Below are 7231 nucleotides of genomic sequence, written 5' to 3' on the forward strand. Positions count from 1 at the left end.
GTCAGCCGATGTTCGATCCCGTTCTCTTGGCAGCGCATATCGAACAGCCGTGTAGAACCTGTCCCATAGCGCATCCTTCGAATCGTGCGATAAGAATGCACCATCAAAGTCCGGGACCAAACACCTAAGGCACAAGGATTCCGGACGCACTCCGCCGAGACTGTTTCGGCGCAAGATGCGACCTGACACTAAACTTCGACCAATGGCCCCGATTTTTCGGGGCCATTTTTTTTGCGCGCTGAACCAGCGTGCGCACGCATGCGAGACTTCTGCGGCATAAGCGCACGCAGACCCCGCGACAGCTTGAACCTTGGCATATCGGATACCAAGATGATTGCGCGCGCGCCAAAACCAGAATGACGACAAAGCGCGCACTGGGAGGATGAATGTCGGACATGGTTCAGGCAACTGCGGCCTCCGCGGCCGCACGGGTCAGCGATACCTATCGCTGGACGCAACTCGCGATCGGCGTCGCCGCGATGGTGATGATCGCAAATTATCAATACGGATGGACGTTCTTCGTCCCCGACATCCAGAAGAAGTTTGGATGGGATCGCGCGTCGATCCAGTGGGCCTTTACGCTCTTTGTATTGTTCGAGACCTGGCTGGTGCCGGTCGAAGGTTGGTTCGTCGACAAATACGGTCCGCGCCTCGTTGTGCTGATCGGCGGCATCCTCTGCGCGATCGGGTGGGCGATCAACGCGCACGCGACCTCGCTCAACGGCTACTATCTCGGCATGATCATCGCCGGCATCGGCGCCGGCGGCGTCTACGGCACCTGCGTCGGCAATGCGTTGAAATGGTTTCCCGACAAGCGCGGCCTTGCCGCGGGCATCACCGCGGCCGGCTTCGGCGCGGGTTCGGCACTCACGGTTGCGCCGATCCAGGCGATGATCAAGGACTCCAGTTTCCAGACCACCTTCCTCTATTTCGGTCTCGGCCAGGGCATCATCATCGTGCTGCTCGCTTTCTTCCTGCTCTCACCGAAGGCCGGACAGGTCCCGGCCGTCGTGGCGAATGCCAACATCATCCAGAGCCGACGCAACTATCAGCCAACCGAAGTGCTGCGGCAGCCGATCTTCTGGCTGATGTACTTCATGTTCGTGATCGTCGGCGCCGGCGGACTGATGGTGACGGCAAACCTGAAGCCGATCGCGGTCGACTGGAAGGTCGACAGCGTGCCGGTCACGCTGATGGCGGTGACGATGACGGCCGTGACCTTCGCAGCCACCATAGACCGCGTCCTCAACGGTCTGACGCGTCCGTTCTTCGGCTGGATCTCCGACATGATCGGCCGCGAGAACACGATGTTCATCGCCTTCGGCATGGAAGGCTTCGGCATCTTGATGCTCTACCTCTGGGGCCACGATCCGGTTTGGTTCGTGCTGCTCTCGGGCTTCGTGTTCTTCGCCTGGGGCGAAATCTATTCGCTGTTCCCCTCGACCTGCACCGACACGTTCGGCGCCAAGTTCGCAACGACGAATGCGGGCCTGCTCTACACCGCGAAGGGCACCGCCGCGCTGCTGGTGCCGATCGCCAACTACATGCAGCAGTCGTCGGGCAATTGGGACAACGTGTTCATCATCGCAGCCGGCGCCAACATCCTCGCCTCGCTGCTCGCGATCGCCGTGCTCAAACCGTGGCGCAAGATCGTGGTCGCGAAATCGGCGCCGGCGTAAGCAAGTCGCCTCTCTCTCGCTGACGAAAACGCCCGGCCAAACGCCGGGCGTTTTTCATTTTCCGGCATCCACGACGAACCCGGATCGACCCAAGGCATGCCAGATTTGTTGCGACGCAACAGAAAGATCGGCTTGCTTTCTGGAATATAGTATACCAAGCTCCGCCGAAGCGCTTGCGACGATACGCCACAATAATTGCGACACCGGGTCTCACGAAGACCAGGCGCGCTCGGGAGGATTTGATGGTTTCCAGCAATACTGCCGTCACACAAGCTCAACCTTCGTCCAGTGGCTTCCGCTGGCTGCAGCTCGTCATGGGCATCGTCTGCATGGCGATGATCGCGAACCTGCAATACGGCTGGACGCTGTTCGTCGATCCGATCGACGGCGCGCATCACTGGGGCCGCGCGTCAATCCAGTTCGCCTTCACGATCTTCGTCGTGACCGAGACCTGGCTGGTGCCGGTGGAGGCCTGGTTCGTCGACAAATACGGTCCGCGGATCGTCATCATGTTCGGCGGCGTCATGATCGCGCTCGCCTGGGTGCTGAACTCCTATGCCTCTTCACTCACCGTGCTCTATGCCGCGGCTGTCGTCGGCGGCATCGGCGCCGGCTCGGTATACGGCACCTGTGTCGGCAATGCGCTGAAATGGTTTCCCGATCGCCGCGGCCTCGCCGCCGGCGCAACTGCTGCCGGCTTCGGCGCGGGTGCTGCGATCACCGTGGTGCCGATCGCCAACATGATCGCCTCGAGCGGCTATCAGACCGCGTTCTTCCATTTCGGCATCGGGCAAGGCCTGATCGTGTTCCTGCTCGCCTTCTTCATCCAGAAGCCCGCGGTGACGCTCCCGCCGAAGAAGAAGCAGCTCAATCTCCCGCAGACCAAGATCGACTTCACGCCGCCGCAGGTGCTGCGCAGCCCGATCTTCTGGGTGATGTATCTGGTGTTCGTGATGGTCGCCTCGGGCGGCCTGATGGCGGCGGCGCAGATCGCGCCGATCGCCCACGACTACAAGATCGCGACGACGCCGGTTTCGCTGGCCGGCTTCCAGATGGCCGCGCTGACCTTCGCGATCTCGCTCGACCGCATCTTCGACGGGTTCGGACGGCCGTTCTTCGGCTGGGTCTCCGACAATATCGGCCGCGAACACACCATGTTCATCGCGTTCGGCACCGGCGCGCTGATGCTGCTGACGCTGTCGACCTGGGGCCACAATCCGCTGGTGTTCGTGCTGGCGACTGCGGTCTATTTCGGCGTCTTCGGCGAGATCTACTCGCTGTTCCCGGCGACCTGCGGCGATACCTTCGGTTCGAAGTTCGCGACCACCAACAACGGCATGCTCTACACGGCGAAGGGCACCGCTGCGCTCTTGGTGCCGGCCGCCAGCATCGTCGCCGCCAGCTATGGCTGGAAGGCGGTGTTCGTGATCGCGGTCGCCCTCAATGCCACCGCGGCGCTGATGGCGCTGTTCGTGATCAAGCCGATGCGCCGCGCCTTCATCCACGGCAACGAGGCTGCCGCCGCCGAGACCGCGCCGGGCGCCAAGACAGCCTGATAAGACAGCCTGATCCCGATATCTTGATGCGGAATCCAAAGAGACGCACTTCGGTGCGCTTCTTTCTCTTTGTCGCACGCAGGCATACCAGATACCAATGCGCAGAGGATGGTCGATCCAACTGACCGCTCAAGTCCGCTCACAATCGTCCGAAACGTCAGCAAACCTGCCTATTTAAGCTGTTTACCGGTGGTAGATTTCCGTGGCGGCCCGTTGACAATTGGCATTTTGTATACCAGACTCGCCTCATCGATGACCCCAAGGAGGTTGCCATGCAAGTCGGAGATATCCTGCGCAAGAAGACCCCTCGCGTCGCAACTGTCCGCATGAACGAGACGGTGGCGATCGCCGCGCAACTGATGCGTGCCAGCAATATCAGCGCGCTCGTGGTCAAGGACGTCGTTCGCACCGAGGGCAACACCTGCGCCGGCATGTTCACCGAGCGCGACGTGGTGCGCGCGATCGCCGAGCACGGTGCAGCCGGCGCCAGCATGAAGGTGTCGCAGTTCGTCTCGGTGCAGCAGCTGGTGTCGTGCACATCGAGCGACACACTCGAGCACATCCGCCATCTCATGACCAAGCACCACATTCGGCATGTGCCCGTGATCGACGACTACAGCCTGATCGGCGTCGTCAGCATGCGCGACATCGCGGCCGCGTTCGACGAGGAGACCTCCGCGTTGAACAAGCAAGCCGTACCGGCGTAGCACGCAGCTCGATATCCGTTACTCTCTCAGCCAGGCGCTGCGTGCTCGATCGGCAGCGCCTGAGCAATTGACCGAAACTGTCTGCGCCGCCCTCGCCTGACCGCCGCGCCCCGTCATTTCCGCATGGGCGCGCCGCAGGTCGCTGGTAGACATTTGCCTGACCGGACGGCATCCTTCTCCTCGACATCCCATAACAACACCGTGCGCTGCCGTCCGCGACACGGAAAATCCTGATGGAAACGAGGGCAGAATGATCAAGACACGCTTCACCGAAATGTTCGGCGTCGACCACCCGATCGTGCAGGGCGGCATGCAATGGGTCGGCCGCGCAGAGCTCGTTGCCGCCGTCGCCAATGCCGGCGCGCTCGGCATGATCACCGCGCTGACGCAGCCGACGCCGGATGATCTGCGCAAGGAAATCGCGCGCTGCCGCGAGCTGACCGACAAGCCGTTCGGCGTCAACCTGACCATCCTGCCCGCGATCAAGCCGCCGCCCTATGCCGAGTATCGCCAGGCCATCATCGAGAGCGGCATCAAGATCGTCGAGACCGCCGGCAACAAGCCGCAGGAACATGTCGACGAGTTCAAGAAGCACGGCGTCAAGGTGCTGCACAAATGCACCAGCGTCCGCCACGCGCTCTCCGCCGAGCGGATGGGTGCCGACGCGATCTCGATCGACGGCTTCGAATGCGCCGGACATCCCGGCGAGGACGACACCCCCGGCCTGATTTTGATTCCGGCCGCCGCCGACAAGGTGAAGATACCGATGATCGCCTCGGGCGGCTTCGGCGATGCCCGCGGCCTGGTCGCCGCGCTCGCGCTCGGTGCCGAAGGCATCAACATGGGCACGCGCTTCATGTGCACCAAGGAAAGCCCGATCCATCAGCTCGTGAAGGAACGCATCGTTGCCAATGACGAGCGCGAGACCGAGCTGATCTTCCGCACCATGCGCAACACCTCGCGCGTCGCCAAGAACGTGATCTCGACCAAGGTCGTGCAGATGGAGAAGGAAGGCGCCAAGTTCGAGGACGTCCGCGAACTGGTTGCCGGCGCCCGCGGCAAGATGGTCTACGCGACCGGCGATGCCGACGAAGGCATCTGGTCGGCCGGTCAGGTGCAGGGCCTGATCCACGACATTCCGTCCTGCGCCGAACTCATCTCGCGCATCGTCGGCGAGGCGGAAGCGATCATCCGCGAACGGCTGGAACGCATGACGGCCGGCGCCAAGCGCCAGGCTGCGGAATAAGCGGGCGGGAGCAAAGACCGTTATCCGTCACCCTGAGGTGCTCGCGAAGCGAGCCTCGAAGGGCGACGGCCACCGATGGGGCCGTTCATCCTTCGAGGGCCGCTGAAGGAGCGGCCACCTCAGGATGACGGAAGTCAGAGTCACCTCGCGTCAGACGACACAAACGAGAAGAAGCTCATGAAAGCCTACGTATACGGCGCCAACGGCCCAGAGATCACCGACGTCGCCAAGCCCACCCCGAAGGGCACGCAGGTGCTGGTCAAGGTTCACGCCTGCGGCCTGAACCGCGCCGATCTCGGCATGACCAAGGGCCACGCCCACGGCGCGGCCGGCGGCGTCGGCACCGTGCTCGGCATGGAATGGGCCGGCGAGGTCGCCGAGCTCGGTCCCGATGCCAAAGGCGTCAAGGTCGGCGACAAGATCATGGGCTCCGGCGGCGCGGCGTTCGCCGAGTACACGCTGGCCGATCACGGCCGGCTGTTCCGCGCGCCCTCGAACATGAATTTCGACGAGGCGGCTACCCTACCCGTCGCACTCGCCACCATGCACAACGCCGTCGTCACCAATGGCGCGCTGCAGCCGGGCCAGACCGTACTGATCCAGGGCGCAAGCTCCGGCGTCGGCCTGATGGCGATGCAGATCGCAAAACTGAAGGGCGCCAAGCTCGTGGTGGGATCCTCGACCGATCCGATGCGCCGCGGCCGGCTCAAGGAATTCGGCGCCGATCTCGCGGTGGACTCGAAAGATCCCGGCTGGGTCGATCAGGTGTTGCAGGCGACCAATGGCGAAGGCGTCGATCTGATCGTCGATCAGGTGTCGGGACCGGTCGCAAACCAGAACCTGAAGGCGACCAAGGTCAAAGGCCGCATCGTCAATGTCGGCCGGCTCGGCGGCACCCATGGCGATTTCAATTTCGACCTGCACGCGGCGCGCCGCATCCAGTATATCGGCGTCACCTTCCGCACCCGCTCGATCGAGGAGATCGGCGCGATCTTCGACGAGGTGCGAAAGGACATCTGGCCCGCGGTCGAAGCGCGCAAGCTGCAGCTGCCGATCGACCAAGTCTACAAATTCGCCGACATCGGCAAGGCGTTCGAGCACATGGAAGCCAACAAGCACCTCGGCAAGATCGTGGTGACGCTGTAGCTGCGTTGGAAGGATTGGCGCAGCGCAATCCGCCCTCCTCGTTCGCGCACGAGTTCAGCCGACCGGTCCGGGAACCCAATAATCCCCAGCAAGCGGGCTAACCTTTACGTCGCTGATGACTCCGCGCTCCAGGCTTGGATCGAAGTAGCGCATCGTCCGTTCATTGAGGTCAATGATACGGCCAGGCCTGAGCGGCCCCACATCATTGATCTTGACGATGACCTTCTTGCCTACGGCCTCGACCAGCGCATATTTCGGCCTCGCGCCGAATTCGACCCCACCAAACTTCCGACGCAGACTTGTCTTGATGGCAGCCGCCCAGACCGAGCGATCATAGCGCTCGCCGGAGGCTGTGCTCGGACCGCCCTCCTCCTTGCCGGGCTCAAATGGATTGTACATGGACGCTGCGCCAACGATCGCATCTCCACAGGCAGCATTGACGACGTGGCTTGAATGAACGGTAGCGATTTCACTTCCAGTAGCGGGGCCAAAAATGGCGAGCGCAACCACGGCGCCGCAAACTGCGGCGCTCGAGCCGAACAGCATCATAACTCCTTGACTGATTTTTTCGATCGTTCGGTTCCCGACTCCGCAAGACATGGTCGCGAACTTGGAGACGTTACGCGGGCCAATTCTTTCGCGGATTCGTGCCAATTCCGGCAACGGAACCATCGTGGGAACCTAGGCGGTCCCACACAGTGTTTTTAATTCTCGCCCGACTAAGACAGAGATTGCGTCAGCAACATGACTGAACAAAACTTCTTCGGCAGCGAGTCAACAGTGACTCGACGTCACTTTCCGCACCCGCTCGATTGAGGCGATCCACGCAATCTTCGACGAGGTGCGCGGGTGGCCAACCCTCCTCACGCTCGACTCGGCCTCACCTGCGTGATCGCG

General features: G+C 62.2%; 6 protein-coding genes. 5 read left to right on the forward strand and 1 reads right to left on the reverse strand.

What is annotated here, in order from left to right:
* Positions 1–386 precede the first annotated feature (386 nt).
* From oxlT (FNJ47_RS43635) to FNJ47_RS43655, 5 genes are all read left to right on the forward strand, one after another.
* Complete coding sequence (gene oxlT / locus FNJ47_RS43635; protein WP_163162649.1) at positions 387–1679, forward strand: oxalate/formate MFS antiporter; 1293 nt, start codon at positions 387–389, stop codon at positions 1677–1679.
* Positions 1680–1921: 242 nt separating this feature from the next.
* The gene (gene oxlT, locus FNJ47_RS43640; RefSeq protein WP_163162651.1) at positions 1922–3235 is read left to right on the forward strand and encodes an oxalate/formate MFS antiporter; all 1314 of its coding nucleotides are present in this window, start codon (positions 1922–1924) and stop codon (positions 3233–3235) included.
* A gap of 272 nt (positions 3236–3507) precedes the next feature.
* On the forward strand, positions 3508–3942 hold the full coding sequence (locus FNJ47_RS43645) for a CBS domain-containing protein (protein ID WP_163162654.1): 435 nt from the start codon (positions 3508–3510) through the stop codon (positions 3940–3942).
* Positions 3943–4192: 250 nt separating this feature from the next.
* On the forward strand, positions 4193–5188 hold the full coding sequence (locus FNJ47_RS43650) for an NAD(P)H-dependent flavin oxidoreductase (RefSeq protein ID WP_163162656.1): 996 nt from the start codon (positions 4193–4195) through the stop codon (positions 5186–5188).
* A gap of 177 nt (positions 5189–5365) precedes the next feature.
* Positions 5366–6334, forward strand: a complete 969-nt coding sequence (locus tag FNJ47_RS43655) for a zinc-binding dehydrogenase (protein WP_163162658.1) — start codon at positions 5366–5368, stop codon at positions 6332–6334.
* A gap of 54 nt (positions 6335–6388) precedes the next feature.
* Here the strand turns inward: FNJ47_RS43655 and FNJ47_RS43660 are convergent, their stop codons facing one another.
* The gene (locus FNJ47_RS43660) at positions 6389–6883 is read right to left on the reverse strand and encodes an RlpA-like double-psi beta-barrel domain-containing protein (RefSeq protein WP_175068504.1); all 495 of its coding nucleotides are present in this window, start codon (positions 6881–6883) and stop codon (positions 6389–6391) included.
* Positions 6884–7231 lie beyond the last annotated feature (348 nt).

This window comes from Bradyrhizobium uaiense, from assembly GCF_010811875.1.
GTDB lineage: Bacteria > Pseudomonadota > Alphaproteobacteria > Rhizobiales > Xanthobacteraceae > Bradyrhizobium > Bradyrhizobium uaiense.

Coding starts and splice junctions, on each gene's coding strand:
- oxlT (WP_163162649.1), top strand. CDS start 387: ATGTCGGACATGGTTCAGGCAACTGCGGCCTCCGCGGCCGCACGGGTC.
- oxlT (WP_163162651.1), top strand. CDS start 1,922: ATGGTTTCCAGCAATACTGCCGTCACACAAGCTCAACCTTCGTCCAGT.
- FNJ47_RS43645 (WP_163162654.1), top strand. CDS start 3,508: ATGCAAGTCGGAGATATCCTGCGCAAGAAGACCCCTCGCGTCGCAACT.
- FNJ47_RS43650 (WP_163162656.1), top strand. CDS start 4,193: ATGATCAAGACACGCTTCACCGAAATGTTCGGCGTCGACCACCCGATC.
- FNJ47_RS43655 (WP_163162658.1), top strand. CDS start 5,366: ATGAAAGCCTACGTATACGGCGCCAACGGCCCAGAGATCACCGACGTC.
- FNJ47_RS43660 (WP_175068504.1), bottom strand. CDS start 6,883: ATGATGCTGTTCGGCTCGAGCGCCGCAGTTTGCGGCGCCGTGGTTGCG.